This window comes from Rhodoferax lithotrophicus, from assembly GCF_019973615.1.
GTDB classification, from domain to species: domain Bacteria; phylum Pseudomonadota; class Gammaproteobacteria; order Burkholderiales; family Burkholderiaceae_C; genus Rhodoferax; species Rhodoferax lithotrophicus.
Genome location: NZ_AP024238.1, coordinates 274,028 through 291,458, shown reverse-complemented (window position 1 = coordinate 291,458; position 17,431 = coordinate 274,028). Strand labels below are relative to the sequence as shown.

Sequence of the window (17,431 nt, the reverse complement as noted above, 5' to 3'; positions counted from 1 at the left end):
TACCTGGGCAGCTCTTGAAACAAGAGCAAACAGGTTCAGGCGTGTGGTGGGCCACGCGCAGGCAGCGGCGCGGCAGTGAGTGCGGCAATACGTGCTGCCGGAATGGTTTGCAGCACATGGCTCAAGGGCTGCGGGGGTTCGACGGTGTTGAAAACCAGGGGGGCCGGTGCAGTACCCACCATACACAAAGGGCAGAAAAGCCCATCGCTGGTGTCGGAGGTGGCAGCGGTGGTGACCGTGCCATCGTCGGCCAGCACCACCTTGAGCATGCCGGCGCCGGTGCAGATGACCAGCTCTTCATGCGGATGAACCATGGGTGAGGCCACGGCCACCCCCAGCGTCATGGCAAACCACAGCAGGGCCAGACGGGCCAGCCAGGGTGAGTTGCGCAAGAAATGCAGGGGGTTCATGGGGCGCGATTATGACATTGCCAAATACGCGCCCCCAAACAGCCTGGGCTCAGCGTGCGCGGCGGGCCAGCACGGCTTGGGACAACACCTCCAGGCAAGCCAGCGAATCGTCCCAGCCCAGGCAGGCATCGGTGATGCTCTTGCCGTATTCGAGCTTGTCGGTTTTGTCTTTGCCAGGGGTGAATTTTTGCGCCCCGGCAGTCAAATGGCTTTCCACCATCACACCAAACACCTGGTGCGAGCCGCTGGCAATCTGGCTGGCAATGTCACGTGCCACGTCGAGTTGCTTCTCGTGCTGCTTGCTGCTGTTGGCATGGCTGCAGTCGACCATCAGCGTGGCGGGCAGCTTGGCTTTGCTCAGCTCGTCGCAGGCAGCTTGGACGCTGGCGGCATCGTAGTTGGGAGCCTTGCCACCGCGCAGGATCACGTGGCAATCCTTGTTGCCGTTGGTCTGCACAATCGCCACCTGGCCGTTTTTGTGCACCGACAAAAAGTGGTGCCCCCCGGCGGCGGCCTGAATCGCATCGGTGGCAATTTTGATGTTGCCATCGGTGCCGTTCTTGAAGCCAATCGGGGCCGACAGGCCGGAGGCCAGTTCGCGGTGCACCTGGCTTTCGGTGGTGCGTGCACCAATCGCGCCCCAGGAAATCAGGTCGCCCAGGTATTGGGGGGAAATCACGTCCAGGAATTCGCTGCCTGCAGGCAGGCCCAGGCGGTTGATTTCGATCAGCAACTGACGGGCAATACGCAGGCCTTCGTCGATGCGGAAGGATTCGTCCAGGTAGGGGTCGTTGATCAGGCCTTTCCAGCCGACAGTGGTGCGGGGTTTTTCAAAATACACACGCATCACGATTTCCAGCGAGTCGGCGTATTTTTCGCGCTGTTCTTTCAGCTTGCGGGCGTAATCGATGGCCGCAGCCGGGTCATGGATCGAGCACGGGCCAATGATCACCAGCAGGCGGTCGTCCTTGCCGGCCATGATCTTGTGGATGTTGCGTCGGGTACTGCTGATCATCTTCTCCACCGGTGTGCCCACAATTGGAAAGAAGCGGATCAAATGCTCGGGAGGGGGTAACACGGTGATTTCCTTGATGCGTTCGTTGTCGGTCTGGCCGGTACGGTCAGTCACAGGGCTTGGTGCGCTGGCACCCCAGGCATCTTTGTCGGTCATCGCTTTGCTTGTCATGGCTCGAATCCTCTTGGAGTTGAATCAAATACACAAAAAAAAACCGCCGGGGTGAGCGGCGGTTTGGTGAAGATCAGGACGTTTGGTTTGGGTACGTTCAGAACTCTCTACCGCCGGTGGCGCTTGAGAACCAAAAATAGCTAAAGAAAAAGCTGACTGACTTCATGGGGTTGGAATGTAGCACAGTCGCTTCGGTGTCTGCTGACAACTCACGCCGTGCCACCTACCGTCAGCCCATCCAGCCGCAGCGTGGGCTGGCCGACACCGACCGGCACACTCTGGCCTTCCTTGCCACAGGTACCGACACCACTGTCGAGCTTCATGTCGTTGCCAATCATGCTGACACGCTTGAGGCACTCCGGCCCGCTGCCCACCAGGGTAGCCCCTTTGACCGGGTATTGGATCTTGCCGTTTTCCACCCAATAGGCCACACTGGCCGAAAACACAAACTTGCCGCTGGTGATGTCCACCTGACCACCGCCGAAGTTGGTGGCGTACAGGCCTTTTTTGATACTGGCGACAATTTCTTCCGGTGCTTTGTCGCCGCCCAGCATGTAGGTGTTGGTCATGCGCGGAATCGGCACATGGGCGTAGCTCTCGCGCCGACCATTGCCGGTGGGTTGGACCCCCATCAGGCGGGCGTTCATGCTGTCCTGGATGTAGCCTTTCAGAATGCCGTCTTCAATCAGCACATTGCGCTGGCTGGGGTTGCCTTCGTCGTCCACGTTGAGCGAGCCACGCCGATCAGCAATGGTGCCGTCGTCCAGCACCGTCACGCCCTTGGCGGCTACCCGTTGGCCGATACGGCCACTGAAGGCGCTGGAACCTTTGCGGTTGAAGTCGCCTTCCAGTCCGTGGCCAATGGCTTCATGCAACAAAATACCGGGCCAGCCCGAACCCAGCACCACCGTCATTTCCCCCGCTGGGGCGGGACGGGCCTCCAGATTGGTGAGTGCGGAGGACACGGCTTCATCCACATACTGGTCAATCAGTGCATCGTCAAAGTAGGCAAAGCCAAAGCGCCCGCCGCCACCGGCCGAGCCCATTTCACGGCGGCCTTTTTGCTCGGTGAACACCGTCACCGAGAGGCGCACCAGCGGGCGCACGTCGGCAGCCAGCGTGCCATCGGCACGCGCGATCAGCACCACGTCGTATTCCGCCGCCAGCCCGGCCATGACCTGGGCCACACGTGGGTCTTTGGCACGGGCCAGACGTTCCACTTTTTCCAGCAGCTTGACTTTGGCCGTGCTGTCCAGACTGGAGATGGGATCCAGACCACCATACAAAGTGCGCGAAGATGCTATCTTTTTGGATGCTACTCGCGCCCGTCCTGCTTGCGCTACAGCCCCAATGGATCGTACAGTCCGGGCAGCATCCAGCAAGGAGGCTTCGGAAATATCGTCGGAATAGGCAAACGCGGTTTTCTCGCCACTGACCGCCCGCACACCAACACCCTGATCGATGGAGAACGAACCGGTTTTGACAATACCCTCTTCCAGGCTCCAGCCTTCTGAGCGGGTGTATTGGAAATACAGGTCAGCCTCATCCACTTGATGTGCCTTGATCTCGGCCAGCGCACGCGCCAGATGAGACTCATCGAGCCCGAAAGGTGTAAGCAACAGGGATTTGGCAACGCCAAGGCGTTCAAGGGTAGGTTCGCGTGAAATCATCACACGATTCTAGGGCTTGAGCCCAAACTGAACGCTCAGGCGGCAGACTCAACCACTTGGACCATGCGGTATCGTTCGCAGTGGCCTCAAGCTCATGATTGGATCAATCGCTTGGATTTGGCGATTGACATCAGCACCCCCAAGCCCAGGCCCAAGGTCACCATGGCGGTGCCGCCATAACTGATGAACGGCAGCGGCACCCCCACCACCGGCAAGATACCGCTGACCATGCCCATGTTCACAAACGCGTAGCAAAAGAAGGTCATTGCCATGGCACCGCCCAGCAAGCGGGTGAACACGGTGGGAGCCTCCAGCGCAATCACCAAGGCACGCAACACCAGGAAGAGGAACGCCAGAATCAGCAGCAAGTTGCCAAACAGACCAAACTCTTCAGAGAACGCTGCAAAAATGAAGTCGGTGGTGCGCTCCGGGATGAACTCCAGATGGGTTTGTGTACCCTGCATGAACCCCTTGCCCCAAAAGCCGCCTGAGCCAATGGCGATCATGCCCTGGATGATGTGAAAGCCCTTGCCCAAGGGGTCGCGCCCGGGATCCAGCAAGGTGCATACGCGCTGCTGTTGGTAGCCATGCAGCAGTGGCCAGTTCACACCCTCAGCACACAACTCTGGTTCAAACACCACCAGCAGCGTGATGCCCACCAACCCAAGGAGCAACGGTGGCGCAACCCATTTCCAGCCCAAACCAGCAAAGAAAATCACCGACACACCAGCCGCAAGAACCAGCAAGGCCGTGCCCAGATCCGGCTGCTTCATGATCAGCGCTGCGGGCACAGCCAGCAGAACCAACGCCACCAAAAAGTCCAACGACCTTAACTGGCCTTCGCGTTTTTGAAACCACCAGGCCAGCATCAAGGGCATAGCGATCTTGAGAATTTCACTGGGCTGGATGATCACACCGACATTCAGCCAACGCCGCGCGCCCTTTCTGGTGACTCCAAAAACGGCCACCGCAATCAACAAGGTTACCCCCAAAATGTAGAGCGGAACAGCCAATGCCATCAGGCGCTGCGGCGGTATTTGAGCCACTACAAACATGATGAATCCGGCAATCAGCATGTTGCGGGCATGGTCCTCAAAGCGTGTACCGTGGTCATAGCCCGAGGAGTACATGATGAGCAGCCCGGCACACACCAACAGAAACACGGCAAACGCCAGTGGCCCATCAAACCCGGAAAACAAGGGGGACAAGCGGCGCAGCAAAGAAGGACGTTCAAAGACCAAAGACATAGGTCGGGATTATCCAATGATCGGCTTGGGCAGAACCCGCAGTGGCACCGTCACCGGCCCATCATTGACCAGGCTCACCTGCATATCGGCAGCAAACACACCGGTTTGCACCACCGGATGCAGCGTTCTGGCCTGAGCCACAAAATACTCGTACAACCGTCGCCCGTCATCAGGTAGGGCCGCGTTGGTAAAACTGGGTCGGTTACCGCCAGACACATCGGCCGCCAGCGTGAACTGGCTGACCACCAGCAGGCCACCGGCACTGGTGGGTTGACCCAAGCCGTCCATGTCTTGCACACTGTGGTTCATCTTGCCCGCAGCATCGCTAAAGATACGCAGTTTCAGGATTTTGGCCAGCAGCTTGTCGCTTTCAACAGAGGTGTCGCCACGCTCGGCACACAGCAACACCAGCAAACCGGCCTGGATGCCACCGACCACCACGCCGTCAATCGTCACGCTCGCCTGACGCACGCGCTGCAACAAGGCCATCATGAGCACACTCCACGCACGTGCGCCATCATCATGATGGTCCGTTCAATCCCTTTGAAATACTTTTGTGGGTGCATAATGATTTATCGTTGTTGAAGCATTGCTTTTACCGTTTATCCTGATTCCATGCACATTTGGTTCGACCGCCAGCTCAAATCCGGACTCTTTTTGTCCTTGAGCGTTTTTTTTATAGGTCTGACCATATCGCTGGCCACCGGATTTTGGCTGAATCAGCGCCTGCAGGAGCAAACCCAGGGCGAGTACAAACGTATTGTGAATCGTGTCGCCAATGAAATCACCCGGCGTATCACGATGCCAGTCCATGGGCTCAATGGCTTACGCGCCATGTACGCAGCCAGAACGGATATCACGCGCCAGGAATTCACCGAACACGTTTTTTCGCGCGATTTGCCAGTGGAATTTCCGGGTGTTCGCGGGTTTGGTTTCATTGAGCGGGTCACACGTGATGCATTGGATCCATTTTTGGATCGGGTACGTGCCGACGGCGCTCCAGATTTCACGCTTCACACGCTGGATGACCCTCAGGAAGATACGCTTTACGTCGTGACATTCATGGAACCTGCCATTGACAATATGGGTGCGCAAGGGCTTGATGCAGGGTCCGAAAAGCGACGCAGACACGCTATTGAACAAGCCATTGACAGTGCGGAGCCGACCATGTCCGCACCCGTCCATCTGGTGCAAAACGAACGGAATACCCCCGGGATGGTCATTTATGTCCCGATCTACCGCCAAGTCGCGCGGCTGAATTCGGCCACGGAGCGACGTGTAGCGCTGCTCGGTGTCATTTCCGCACCTATCGTCATCGACGAGTTGCTCAGTGGCATGAATCTGGTGTCTAACAACGCCCTGACCATGAAGCTCTCCGACACCAGCGATGGCCAAACCAGCAACAATTTGCTATTTGAAAACGATCTGCTTGCCGGAACACGTTTTCAATCGACCCAAACCCTGAATTTATTAGGGCACCAACTCACTCTGGAAACCCGCAGCACAAGCAGTTTTGAGTCCAATATGGACTTGATGCACCCCTGGTTGACGGGTTTGAGCGGCATTTTGACCAGCCTTTTGCTGGCCTTGTTGATGTGGCAACAAGCCCAGGGTCGCCAACGTGCCGAAGCGCTGGCACACAGCATGACACAGGACCTGCAACGGATGGCGCTGGTGGCGCAAAAAACCTCCAATGCCGTCATCATCACCAATGCAGAACGGAAAATCATCTGGGTCAACCCCAGTTTTGAACGTATCTCTGGTTACAGCGCAGCCGAGGCTCTAGGCCGCTCACCGGCATTTTTAGGAAACGAAAATGCTGACAAAGCCACGCTGACCCGCATGCGCCAGGCCTTGGAAACCGGACAGAGTTTTCGTGGCGAGCTGCTCAACCGGAACAAACAGGGCAATGACTACTGGCTGGAACTGGAAATCCAGACTTTGCGTGACTCGCAAGGCAAGATCAATGGCTTCATGGCGATTGAATCAGACATCACCGAGCGGCGCATGGCACAGGCCCAACTTGAAGCGGTGTTGCGCGATAACAATGCCCTGCTCAGCACCCTGGACCTGTTGGGCATTGTATCCATGGCTGACCGTACTGGCCGCATCATCCAAGTCAATGATGCGTTTTGTGACATCAGCGGCTTTGAGCGCGAGGAAATGTTGGGGCAGAACCACCGCCTGCTCAAGTCAGACGTGCAAGATGCCTCTTTTTGGGCCCAGATGTGGCAAACCATTGCGTCTGGCAAACCTTGGCGCGGCGAGGTTTGTAACCGCGCCAAAAATGGCCGACTGTATTGGATGGACACCTTCATTGCCCCGTTTGTGAACGACGACGGCTTGGTGGAGAAATATGTCTCTATCCGTATAGACATCACGGCACGTAAAGCTGCTGAAGCCTTGGCCAGACGCAATGCGGATCTGCTGCAAGGCAGTATTGAAGCGCTGGACGATGCTTTTGCGCTCTTTGACGATCAGGATGAGCTGGTGTTGTGCAACCAGCGTTACCGTGAGGTTTACTCCCTGGATGACGATCTGGTTCAGCCAGGTATCCGTTTCGAGACGCTGATTCGTGCAGGTGCGGAGCGTGGGCAATACATACAAGCGGTAGGCCGCGTCGAGGAATGGGTTGCTGAGCGGCTGGCGCTGCATCGCTTACCCATGTCTCGCTTGACCCAAAAACTGGGTAATGGACGAACAATGCGTATTCTGGAGCGCCGCATGCCCAATGGCTACACCGTCGGTTTCCGGGTCGACATTACCGAGCTGATGGAGGCCACCGAGGCGGCGCAGGAGGCCTCGCGCTCCAAGAGCCAGTTTTTGGCCAACATGAGCCACGAGATACGCACCCCCATGAACGCCATCTTGGGCATGCTCATGCTGCTGGGCAAAACTGAGCTCACACCCAAGCAGGCCGACTACACCGCCAAAAGCGAGCGCGCCGCCCAGTCACTACTGGTTTTGCTGAACGACATTCTGGACATTTCCAAGGCCGAAGCCGGCAAGATGACACTTGACCCGCAACCCTTTGCCTTGCAAACACTGGTCTCTGACGTGCAAGTGGTCGTCAACGCCTACATTGGGAACAAACCCGTGCATTTGCGCCTCAGCCTGGCCCCTCACCTCCCTGGGAGAGTGGTCGGAGATGCGCTGCGACTCAAACAAGTGCTGATTAATTTGTGTGGCAATGCAGTCAAATTTACACAGCAAGGCGAGGTCACCTTGTCCATTGAGCAAATGGATCACGCGGCAGACCATGTGATGCTGAAATTTACCGTGGAAGACAGCGGCATTGGCATTGCACCAGAAAATCAAGCCAAAATTTTCACCGGATTCACCCAGGCCGAGGCCTCCACCACACGTCGTTTCGGCGGCAGCGGCTTGGGACTAGCCATCAGTCAACGCCTGATTGAATTGATGGGCGGCAAACTGGAATTGCAAAGTGCCCTGGGGCAGGGCAGTCGGTTTTACTTCAGCATAGCGTTGCCACGGGCAGCCAACGCGCATCTTGCAACAAGCTCACGACCACATGTGCCGTCCCCCAGCCCTACTGAACTGCCCGAAGGGTCGTTTGCAAATGCAATGTATACCCCTGACACCGAATCAACAGCGGCCATCCTGGCGCTGGAGGGAATGCGTATTTTGGTGGTGGAGGACAACTTTATAAACCAGCAAATTGCCCGTGAACTACTGGCAAGCGAAGGTGCGGCAATCACTTTAGCCAACAATGGCCAAGAGGCGCTGAATCTGATTGCCGCCACCAGCATCCCCTTTGATGTGGTGCTGATGGACATGCAAATGCCAGTGATGGACGGCCTGGATGCCACCCGCGCCATCCGGCAAACTCTTGATAACAACACGCTGCCGATTGTGGCCATGACCGCCAACGCCATGGACACGGACCGTGTGGCTTGCCTGGACGCGGGTATGAATGACCATGTGAGCAAACCATTCAACCTAGCGCATTTGATTCGCGTGTTAAAAAGCGTCACTGGCAAGCTCGCCACATAATTTGCGATGTGTGTTTTTGATGGAGCGAACGACTTGAATACTCCAACGCCATGGGCGGCTGTCGGAAACGGAGGTTGAGCATGCCTGATTCACCAAGGCCCACCATCAGCCGGTTCTTTGTGGTCCAAGCGGCCCGTTGGGCGGTGCTTGGGCTGATACCGTGCCTCGCGCTGGCGCAGCCGCCGACACCTGCCACCGCTGAAATTGAATACGCCTACCCCAGCGAGTCGGTCTGGACTACCCGGCGGGATGCGCAGGGTGAGCCGGACAACCCGCTACTGCGCCTGGCTGCCGTGCTGTTTCGCAAAGCCGGGGTTCCCTGGCATGGCAAGGGCTATCCCGCCGCACGCATGTTCGAGAACTTGCGTAATGGCACGGCCGAGTTTTCCATGCTGGTCAAAGCCCCGGTGTTGCAGGACTGTTGTCTGGTCAGCAAACTTCCCGTGGCCAGCACCGAACTGAGGATTTACAGTGGTGCAAATGCCGCGCCGGTCAAGTCCAGAGAAGGCTTGGTTGGCAAACGTGTTATCACCATTTTGGGTTACAGCTATGGTGGGCTATTGAAATTCATCGAGGATCAAAAAAATGGGGTCATCAACAACGTGGCACAAACCCATGAAGCCGCTTTCGCCATGCTGGAGCGTGGCCGTGCGGACTATCTGATTGACTACACCGGCCCATCCACTGAAGTGCTGGCCGTTCGGCCCAACAAGCGTCTGGCGTTCGAGGTGTTTGAGCGGCTAGATGTCTATCTGGTGCTGTCCAAAAAACGCCCTGATGCGGTGCCCTTGATGGCTCGGCTGGAAGCCGTTGCCGAGACCCTGAACAAACCGGAAATTCTCTGGACAACCGTGCATCCATCACGCGCGGAAACCCCACAATAAAGCGCTCTATTTGAGCGAGAATGATGGCTTCAGGTAGAGCTCAAACACCATTTTTGCCGGAGCAAAATCGCTCCAGGCTGCAAGCCAATGACAGAACAACCCGCCAGTGCTGTCGCTTCGTTTCACCAGGCTGAACGGCAAGAAACAGGCAAGCCCACCCCCTCGCCCAGGCCGCAGGGTTTTGGCCTGTCCAAGTTTTCCCTCCTTGGCGGGATTGGTCGTCGCTTGCTGCTGAATATCCTGATCTTCAGTTCAATGCTCACCCTTGCGCTGACAGCCTTCCAGCTTTACCTGGACTATCAGCGCGACGTAGATGCCATCGAGCGACGGGTTGAACAAATTCGTGGCAGCTACCACGACAGCTTGGCGCGCAGTTTGTGGCGAGTCGACCTGCCCCAGCTGCAGGCCCAGCTCGAAGGCATTGTGCGCCTGCCCGACATCCGCTTGGCTCAAGTGCAAGAGTCCAAGGAAAAAACGCAGCACCCCTTGTACGTGACTGTGGGCCAACACCAGGACAACGCGGTCATGGTTTGGCATATTCCGCTGGAATTTGATGACCATGGCAGAAGCAGCACCATTGGCACATTGACCATTGAAGGCACCCTGGATGACGTGTATGAGCGTCTGTTCAATCGTGCTTTGGTCATTTTGTTGACCCAGAGTTTCAAGACGTTTTGTGTGTCACTTTTTATTTTGTACATTGTTCACGCCCTGGTCACTCGGCATCTGGTGTCGCTGGCGCGGCTGATCCGGGGGGTTGACTTGCGGACACCGATGCACGTACCGTTGCTTGCACCACACAGCCCAGCGTCCGACAAGGATGAGTTGGATCAGTTGTTTGAGGCGTTCCATGGAATGCAGGACAAACTCGAAGAGGCTTACACCCAGTTGCGGCAAACCAATGCCGAACTGGAGCAGGACATTGCCGCACGTATCAGCGCCGAGGCCCAGGCCACGCATCTGGCTTACCACGAAGCACTGACCGGGCTGGCCAACCGGCGCATGCTCAAGGAGCGGCTGGAACACGAGGCCCCGCTGTCTGAACGGTTGAACCGCCATGGTGCGCTGCTGTTCGTGGATTTGGATCACTTTCAGCGGCTCAATGATGCGCTTGGGCATGCTGCGGGCGATAGCGTTTTGCTGGAGGTGGCGCGTCGACTCAATACGGTGCGCAGCACCGATTTGTTGGCCAGTCTGGGCGGGGATGAGTTTGTGGTGTTGTTGACCGGATTGGGCGAAACAGCTGAAGAGGCGGCACACGCGGCGCACCAGGTAGCCTATTCGATCCGATCCGTATTGGCGCTGCCTTATGCGGTGGGGGAACAAAGTTTGCACCTGTCGGCCAGCATTGGTGTGACACTGTTCCCGGCCGATGGCAACGATGCCGAGGAACTGCTGAAAAACGTCGACACCGCGCTGCACCACGCCAAAATGGCGGGTGGCAACTGCATTCATTTCTTTCAGGCGCAAATGCAAGCCAGCGCACAGGCGCGGCACCGAATGGAAACCGATCTGCGCGAAGCCTTGCACAAACAGCAGTTTTCACTGGCCTATCAGCCCCAGGTGGATCACACAGGCAAGCTGCTGAGTGCCGAGGTGCTGATCCGGTGGCAGCACCCGCAGCGTGGCTGGGTTTCACCGGCGGAATTTATTCCGATGGCAGAAGAATCCACCCTGATCCTTGAAATTGGTGCCTGGGTGATGAACAGTGCCATGGCCCAATTGCGGCAATGGGGTGACGCAGGTCTGCTACCGCCGGGGTTTGGTCTGGCCATCAACGTCAGCCCCCGGCAATTTCAGCAAGCTGACTTTGTTCACGTTGTTCAGCAGGCATTGCAGGGGTTGGCGGACCCGCGACAGGTCATGCTGGAGATCACCGAGGGCATGCTGGTGGTGGACACTGATCGTGCGGTGGAGCGTATGAACGTGTTGCGCGACCTGGGTGTGCAGTTCCACATTGATGACTTTGGCACGGGCTACTCGTCCATGGCTTACCTCAAACGTCTGCCGGTGGATGTCATCAAAATTGACCAGTCTTTTGTGCGGGACATGGTTGAAAACCCGGCTGACACCGCCATCGTCAAGGCCATGCTGGCGGTTGCCGACAGCTTTAACATGGAAGTGATTGCCGAAGGGGTGGAAACCGCAGAGCAAGTCCACCGTCTCGGGGACATGGGTTGCCACATCTTCCAAGGCTATTACTTCAGTCGCCCCATCACCGCAGCAGAGTTTGCTGCGCGATATTTTGGCCAATGAGCATCATGACAACGTGTTGCATGATGGATCCGGCCCAAGGCGTTTATGCAAACTAAATTTCATAATGGGTGAAATTGTCCCTACCATCGATTCACGTTAACCAGGAGTTTTTGAATGAATTCGACAGAAACGTCTAACCCGGCACAGGCAACCGCCATTTTTGGTGACCGCATGGTTTTGCTGGCCATTGCGATCAGTGCTTTGGCCGCGCTGATCTTGGGCTTTCAGTTTGTGGACACCACGTTGGCCGTGGGCACTGTGGTCGTTTTGGGTTTGCTGTCCGTGGTGGTGTATACCAGCGCCAAAGGTACAGTCCTGAGTAAATATGTGCTGACCTTTGCGCTGATTGGGCTGGTGGTGCTGCACATTCAGCTCAGTCTCGGCATGATCGAATTCCACTTTGGAGTGTTTGTCACGTTGGCATTGATGCTGGTGTACCGTGACTGGAAGGTGATTGTGTTTGCGGCTGCCGCCTATGCCGTACACCATGTCGTTTTTGACCGTTTGCAAGCAGCAGGTTTGGGGGTGTATTGCCTGGGCACGCCTAATTTTGCCGTCATCATTCTGCATGCCATTTATGTGGTGGTGCAGTCGGGGGTTGAAATTGCGTTGGTGCTTGGCATGGCGAGTGCCGCCCGTGCGGGCGAAGAACTGGCCACCATGGTGACACGGGTCAACCAATCCGATGGTATTGCCCTGGATGTTGCGGCCATCAAGGTGATTACACCCTCGGGAGAGGCCCTCAAATCCACTTTGATACGTATGGCACAAGCTGTAGGTGCCGTGCGCTCCGGGGCCAGCAGCATCGAAATTGCCTGTGCCGAAATTGCCAGTGGCAACCAGGATTTGAGTAACCGCACCGAGCAAACCGCCAGCAATTTGCAGCGCACCTCTACCAGCATGGCGCACCTGACCGAAACCGTCAACCAGTCCGCCGAGAGTGCCCGCCAGGCCAACCAGCTGGCCATGAATGCCAGCAGCGTGGCCGCTCAAGGTGGTCAGGTGGTGGGTCAGGTGGTGGACACCATGCGCGGCATCAATGAGGCCAGCCGCAAGATCAGCGACATCATCAGCGTAATTGATGGCATTGCCTTCCAGACCAATATCCTGGCACTCAACGCCGCAGTCGAAGCCGCCCGAGCCGGTGAACAAGGTCGCGGTTTTGCGGTGGTGGCCAGTGAGGTGCGTTCCCTGGCCGGGCGTTCGGCGGAGGCTGCCAAAGAGATCAAGGCTTTGATCAACACCAGCGTTGAGCGGGTTGAACTGGGTTCGCAGTTGGTCGATCAGGCAGGCTCCACCATGGCCGAGGTGGTGAGCTCCATCCGCCGGGTGACCGACATCATGGGAGAAATCAGCGCGGCCACCAGTGAGCAGGCTCATGGTGTGGCCAGTGTCGGCGAAGCGGTCATGGAAATGGATCAGGCCACCCAGCAAAACGCCGCACTGGTGGAACAGATGGCTGCAGCGGCGGCCAGTTTGAATGCCCAGGCGCAGGATCTGATGCAGACCGTGGCGGTGTTCAAGGGCAGCGATACCCACAGCATGTCGCGCATGGCGACTGCACCTGTACGACCACGCCCGGCACCTGCGGCGGTTGCGGCATCTGCGCCACGGCCACAACTGGCCAGCAAGCCACGCCCCCAAGTGGGTGGAGGTGCCTTGAAGCTGGGACATGCGCCCGCAGCACCCCAGGCCGCCCACAAGCCAGCACCCAAGCCCAGCCCCAAACCGGCTGCACCCCAAAAGCCAGCAGACGGCGAATGGGAAATGTTTTAATTGGCGAGTTCAACTACGAACTGCGTGAGGGCCAAGTCAGAGTGTAAGAGCAGTCATGGGTAAGTCATAAAAGACCTCATGCGGCGTGCGCCAGCCCAGACACTTTCGGGGCCGATGATTGAGGCGATTTGCGGAGCGCTGCACCTCCTCGGTGGTGACTTTGAGCAAGTTCGCCCCCTTGGGAAAGTAGTGACGCAACAGGCCATTGGTGTTTTCATTGAGCCCCCGCTGCCAAGGGTGGTGTGGCTTGGCAAAGTACACATCGGTTTGCAGTGCTTGGGCAAATTCCAGGTGATTGGCAAACTCTGAGCCGTTGTCCAACGTCACGGTGTGGCAGCGCTCTTTGTGGGGTGTGAGCATCTGTACGATGGCACTCTCCACTGTGTTCGCACAGCGGCGTTGCACAAGACCCACCAAGGTGTAACGCGAGACCCTGTCGACCAAGGTCACCAACCCTCCCAGATGCTGCTTACCAACGACCGTATCACCCTCCCAATCGCCGATGCGGCTCTTTTGTTCAACAATAGCTGGGCGCTCTTCAATACCCACGCGATCTCGGATGGCACCGCGGCGGCTGTTGCTACGTTTGGCCGTGGCGCGTGCACGCCTTTTCTTTCGCTGACAGCGCAGCTGGGCAGGCAATTGGGCGCTGGCATAGAGCTTTTGATAGATGCACTCGTGACTCACGCGGGCCATGTTTTGCTCTTTGAGGCGCTGTGCGACTTGCTGTGGCGATAGGCCCAAATCCAGGTGTTTCCAAACCAAGCTCCAGCAGTCCTGATCAATGCGTCGGGCGTTGCGACTTCCAGTCTTGCGTTTCTGGCTCAGCGCATGGGCGAGCTCTGCGCAGTACGACCCGTCAGGCTGGCTGCCTCTGGCGAGCTCTCGTTTGATGGTGTCAATATGGCGGGCGAGTTGCTTGGCAATGCTCGAGACATCAACCTGCGCGGTCACGAGGGCTTCAATTTGGTATCTTTCGTTTTGATTGAGGTGGCGGTAATGTGTCATGTGCGTCAGATGAACGGTCAGGTTGATCGGATGTACATGCTAGCTGTTCACCTCAATCACCCACCAGATTTCAAACCTCACGCAGTTCGTAGTTGAACTCGCCATTTGATAGCTACTAGCGCTTGATAGACAAGCGCTACAGCCTGCTTTAATTAAAATTATGGCACTGACGGATGGTGACTGAAGGTGGCAAGCAGCTGTTCAAACTCCTCGACGGGTAAGGCCTTGGAAAATAAAAAGCCTTGCGCAAAGTCACACTCCATGGCTTGCAGCAAGTCACGTTGCAAGCTGGTTTCGACCCCTTCAGCAATCACCTTCAACCCCAGTTTGTGAGCCATCACCACCATGGCTTCGCACAAGGCTTGGTCGCTGGCATCCGTGCCCAGATTGCGAACGAAGGAGCGGTCTATTTTGAGGAAATCAATGTCCATCTGTTTCAGGTAGGCCATGGCCGAATAACCGGTGCCAAAGTCATCAATGGCAACCTGGATGCCCGCATCGCGGTAGGCCAACAGTTCGGCGGTGAGCTGAGGTGATGTCTCCAGCAGCAAGCCCTCGGTAATCTCCAGTACCACCGCTTCACCACCCAGCTGGACATCGGCTAAATGCTGCTGCCAATGCAAACGCTCTGCACCCGACTGAAGCTGTACGGGTGACAGGTTCACACTGATCTGAAAATCCGGGTCAATCCGGGTGCGCCAGGCTTTGACTTGTGCCACAGCCTGGGCAAACACCCAGTCCCCCAACGTGTGGATCAGGCCGGATTCTTCGGCCAGCGGAATGAACTCGGCCGGGCTAACCACCCCTCTGACCGGGTGCGTCCAGCGCAGCAACGCCTCGGCTTTGTGGATCTGGTGGTTTGGCAAATCCAGAATCGGCTGGTAGTGCAGTTCAAACTGGTTTTCTGCCAACGCCACGCGCAAGTCCGCCAGCAAATGCATGCGATGCAGGGCGGCCTCCTGCATGGTGCGGGTGAAATAGCTCAGGCAATTACGCCCATTGGCTTTGGACACATACATGGCCTGATCAGCGTTTTTCAGCAAGTCCTCCAGACTGGTCGCATCATCAGGGTACAACGTGATACCGATGCTGGCAGAGACAAAAGCACGCTCGCATCCCAGCGTAAAGGGTTCAGCCAGGGCCGCCAGAATGTCACGGGCAATGCGGTCAATACCGGTGTTGTCCATCAGGTCAGTCAGGATCACGGTGAACTCATCACCCCCCAGACGCGCCACGGTGTCTGATTCGCGGGTACAGCCGGCAATACGTTGGGACGCTTCGGTCAGCAAGACATCCCCCCGGTCGTGCCCAAGGGTGTCGTTGACCTCCTTGAAGCGATCCAGATCAATGAACATCAGCGCCAGCTTGAAGCCGCCACGGTGTGCCTTTTTCAGATCCTGCGCCAGGCGATCCAGGAACATACGCCGATTGGGCAAGTCTGTCAGCTGATCGAAGTTGGCTTGTTTCCAGATCAATTCCTCCGAACGTTTTTTATCGGTGATATCGCTGAACAAGCCGACCCGCCGGTGCACGCTGCCATCGTCATGGTAAAGGGTGTTGATGGTTAACCACTCGGCAAAAGCCTCGCCGTTTTTCTTCCGGTTCCACACCTCGCCTTGCCACTGGCCTGTGGCTTGAATTCGGGTCCACATGGCTTGGTAAAAGTCGGCATCATGCCTGCCCGAGCGCAGTATCCGGGGATTTTTCCCGATGACTTCATCAAGCGTGTAACCGGTCAGGAGCGTGAAAGCCGGGTTGATGTCCACAATGCAGTTATTCGCGTCGGTCAACAGCAAGGCCTCACTGCTGTTGGCCAGCACCAGGGCAGACACTTGCAGTTTTTCCTGGGCTTCACGCTCTGTGGTGACATCCCGCGCAGAACCCACCACACCAATGATGTCACCGTTTTCACCCATCAAGGGCGCTTTGCGTACGGCCAGCGCCAGTGGCTTGCCTTGCGCGTAGCCCAACTCGTCAAACTGCAAGGTATCGCTTTGGCGCAGGGTCACTTCGTCGGTTTCCTGGCAGGGCTCGCCAAACGTGTGCCACAGCGGGTTTTCAGGGTGCTGGGCGCGTTCCCGCAGGGCAAAAAACAGGTCATCCTTGCCGATCGGCTCGTCGGTGTCCCGGGCGTTGAGCAACTGCTCGCAAAACGACTTGTTGGCAAACAGATAGCGTTTCTCCAGGTCTTTGGCCCAGATCATGTCGGGCACGTTGTCAGCGACCCGGCGCAGCAGGGCGTAAAGCGACTGGGTGCGGTGTTCACTTTCCTTGAGGGCCTGCTCCGATTGTTTGCGGCTGGTGATATCCAGAATGCCACCCACCAGGCCACGGGCCACACCTGCCGTATCGATGAAGGCGGCTTTGTGAAAAATCACCGTATGCATCTGGCCCTGACCATCTTTCACCTGGGTTTCATAAATCTGGGTACCACGCTGCGCCATCAGCTTCATATCTTGCGCGTGGTAGACCTCGGCCAAGTCTTGGGGGGCAATGTCAAAAACGCTTCTGCCAATGAGTTCCGAGCGTTTACGGCCCAGAAAATCTTCATAGGCCTGGTTGAAACCCAGATACAAGCCCTGGGCATCCTTGTAAAAAATCGGAATAGGGATGGCTTCCATCAGCGTGGCCAGCAATGCATTGTTTTCTGCCAGACGGGCGTTGGCCTGCGTCAGCTCAATGTTGGTTTGCCTGTGCCGATGGATTCGGAGCATATGGGTGCGCAATTGGGCCACCACATGAACCACCAGTGTGGCGATGATCAGCCCGGACAGGGTACTGACGGTCATCGAGTCGGCTCTCACATGCCCCAGCAGCAGCCACTCCACCCCCGCCACCACCACGTTTGCAAACAACACGGTGGTGACAATGGTCAGCACATTGAATTGCCATTCCTTCAAGCGGCTGAGCAACGGAAATTCAGATGGGGACATGTGGGGGTATTCCAGATCAACGACGCTGAAATGATACGCCTTGGACT

Annotated in this window: 11 protein-coding genes; 4 read left to right on the top strand and 7 right to left on the bottom strand. The window is 57.0% G+C overall.

Annotated features, from left to right (window positions below):
* Positions 1-35: 35 nt before the first annotated feature.
* The 5 genes from LDN84_RS01310 to dtd form a co-directional block, all read right to left on the bottom strand.
* The gene (locus tag LDN84_RS01310; RefSeq protein WP_317134824.1) at positions 36-410 is read right to left on the bottom strand and encodes a DUF2946 family protein; all 375 of its coding nucleotides are present in this window, start codon (positions 408-410) and stop codon (positions 36-38) included.
* 49 nt (positions 411-459) lie between these two features.
* Positions 460-1,596, bottom strand: a complete 1,137-nt coding sequence (locus LDN84_RS01305; RefSeq protein WP_435405908.1) for a 3-deoxy-7-phosphoheptulonate synthase — start codon at positions 1,594-1,596, stop codon at positions 460-462.
* Positions 1,597-1,805: 209 nt separating this feature from the next.
* The gene (gene tldD / locus LDN84_RS01300) at positions 1,806-3,266 is read right to left on the bottom strand and encodes a metalloprotease TldD (protein ID WP_223907018.1); all 1,461 of its coding nucleotides are present in this window, start codon (positions 3,264-3,266) and stop codon (positions 1,806-1,808) included.
* Between the two features lie 92 nt (positions 3,267-3,358).
* A complete protein-coding gene (gene rodA, locus LDN84_RS01295) occupies positions 3,359-4,513 on the bottom strand; it encodes a rod shape-determining protein RodA (protein ID WP_223907015.1) in 1,155 nt (384 codons plus the stop codon).
* Positions 4,514-4,522: 9 nt separating this feature from the next.
* Positions 4,523-5,005, bottom strand: a complete 483-nt coding sequence (gene dtd, locus LDN84_RS01290) for a D-aminoacyl-tRNA deacylase (RefSeq protein WP_223907012.1) — start codon at positions 5,003-5,005, stop codon at positions 4,523-4,525.
* A 123-nt stretch (positions 5,006-5,128) separates the two neighbouring features.
* On the opposite strand from dtd, the gene LDN84_RS01285 reads away from it, so the two are divergent.
* From LDN84_RS01285 to LDN84_RS22975, 4 genes are all read left to right on the top strand, one after another.
* Positions 5,129-8,527 (top strand): PAS domain-containing hybrid sensor histidine kinase/response regulator, encoded by a 3,399-nt coding sequence (locus LDN84_RS01285; protein ID WP_223907006.1) that lies wholly within the window; start codon positions 5,129-5,131, stop codon positions 8,525-8,527.
* Between the two features lie 80 nt (positions 8,528-8,607).
* Positions 8,608-9,411 carry a substrate-binding periplasmic protein gene (locus tag LDN84_RS01280; RefSeq protein ID WP_223907003.1) on the top strand — a complete coding sequence of 268 codons (804 nt, stop codon included), beginning with the start codon at positions 8,608-8,610 and terminating at the stop codon, positions 9,409-9,411.
* Positions 9,412-9,498: 87 nt separating this feature from the next.
* Positions 9,499-11,667 (top strand): putative bifunctional diguanylate cyclase/phosphodiesterase, encoded by a 2,169-nt coding sequence (locus LDN84_RS01275; protein ID WP_223906999.1) that lies wholly within the window; start codon positions 9,499-9,501, stop codon positions 11,665-11,667.
* Between the two features lie 114 nt (positions 11,668-11,781).
* Positions 11,782-13,443 carry a methyl-accepting chemotaxis protein gene (locus LDN84_RS22975; RefSeq protein ID WP_276572412.1) on the top strand — a complete coding sequence of 554 codons (1,662 nt, stop codon included), beginning with the start codon at positions 11,782-11,784 and terminating at the stop codon, positions 13,441-13,443.
* A 36-nt stretch (positions 13,444-13,479) separates the two neighbouring features.
* Here the strand turns inward: LDN84_RS22975 and LDN84_RS01265 are convergent, their stop codons facing one another.
* Complete coding sequence (locus LDN84_RS01265; protein WP_223906352.1) at positions 13,480-14,451, bottom strand: IS30 family transposase; 972 nt, start codon at positions 14,449-14,451, stop codon at positions 13,480-13,482.
* A 158-nt stretch (positions 14,452-14,609) separates the two neighbouring features.
* A complete protein-coding gene (locus LDN84_RS01260) occupies positions 14,610-17,384 on the bottom strand; it encodes an EAL domain-containing protein (protein ID WP_223906996.1) in 2,775 nt (924 codons plus the stop codon).
* Between the last annotated feature and the right edge of the window lie 47 nt (positions 17,385-17,431).